Here is a 1,291-nt window from a genome sequence, read left to right as displayed (position 1 = left end):
GGCGATGGCAAGCTATGGCGCCACCAGTCTCACCACGCTCTTGCAGATGGTGGCGCATGGGCTGGGCGTGACGCTGGTTCCGGAAATGGCGGCAAACGCCGCCGGCGTCATGCCGGACCTCAAGATCGTGCCGTTCCAGGAGCCGATGCCGCAGCGCATGATCTGCCTCGCATGGCGGCGCAACAAGGTGCGCCAGGACGAATGCGTGGAACTGGCAAAGATCATACGGGGATTGGATCATGCGGTGCTGGCGAGCTGACCCTGGTTTCTGAGCTTTGCCCAATCCCAGTTCTCAGCCAACGCCCGTATCGGAAGCTTCTGCTGCTTACCGGAGCTAACGCTGCCCGCTTCGAAAATCCGATAGTGCGGGTCCCAACCTCGAGTTCTCTATCCCTCGTTCGATTGCAAGCCTTCACGGCACAAATATGAGAAATACGTAGGTAAAGAACACCACAATATGAACCATTCCGGTCAGGAATGTCGTTCTTTCGGTGCTGAAGCTTACGCTGCAAATGAAAAGCGCCAGGGCCAAAAGTACCGCATCAGCCGCCGGAAGCCCAAGGGTCAACCCTCGGCCTGTCAGCAGGCTGGCGGCCGCCACCGCCGGTATCGTCAGACCGATGGTGGCGCAGGCCGAACCCATCGCAACGTTGAGGCCGCGCTGCAGCTCATTGTTGAGCGAGGCGCGAACCGCCGAAATGGCCTCCGGCATCAAAACCAGCCCGGCGATCATCGCTCCCACGATACTGTCGGCCTGGGTCACCTGGTAGGCAACGAGCGTGTCCTCGACACCGGCGGCGACCTGCTCGGCCAGCATGACGATGCCGATCAGCCCGCTCACCAGCAGCAGAACGCCGACAGAAAGGCTTTCGTGAAGGGCAGTTCGCATCGAAACGTCGTGCGCCTGTTCCTGGACGAAGTCGTCCCGGTGCCGAACGGTCTGGGCGAACACGAAGCTTGCATAGAGCAGCACTGAAAGGACGCTCACAAAACCAAGCTGGCCCGCCGAAAACGTGCCTGGATCCGTCGTCTGGGTGTAGGTCGGCAGGACAAGCGTCATGACAGTCAGCGCGATCAGAACCGCGAGATACGCGCTGGTCCCTTGCCGAACGATTGCCTGCTTGCGATGACGCCAGCCGCCAAGCGTGAGACACGTACCGACGACGCCGGTAGAGATAATCATCACCGTCGAGAAGACGGACTCGCGCGCCAATGTCGGGTTGTTCTCTCCATGCAGCATCATGGAAACGATGATCGACACTTCGATTGCCGTCACGGCAAAGGTCAGCAC

Annotated in this window: 2 protein-coding genes; one reads left to right on the top strand and one right to left on the bottom strand. The window is 60.2% G+C overall.

The genetic code is table 11. From position 1 onward, the window contains the following. Window positions 1-259, top strand: a 259-nt coding sequence (locus tag EOA60_RS33415; RefSeq protein ID WP_245502684.1) for a LysR substrate-binding domain-containing protein, incomplete at its 5' end; no start/stop codon positions are given. A 153-nt stretch (window positions 260-412) separates the two neighbouring features. Here EOA60_RS33415 and EOA60_RS33410 read toward each other — a convergent pair. Continuing rightward, window positions 413-1,291 carry an ionic transporter gene (locus EOA60_RS33410; RefSeq protein WP_281060804.1) on the bottom strand — a complete coding sequence of 293 codons (879 nt, stop codon included), beginning with the start codon at window positions 1,289-1,291 and terminating at the stop codon, window positions 413-415.

The organism is Mesorhizobium sp. M1A.F.Ca.IN.020.06.1.1 (assembly GCF_004023265.1).
Classification (GTDB): Bacteria; Pseudomonadota; Alphaproteobacteria; order Rhizobiales; family Rhizobiaceae; genus Mesorhizobium.
This window is presented reverse-complemented; position numbering and strand designations above follow the sequence as displayed.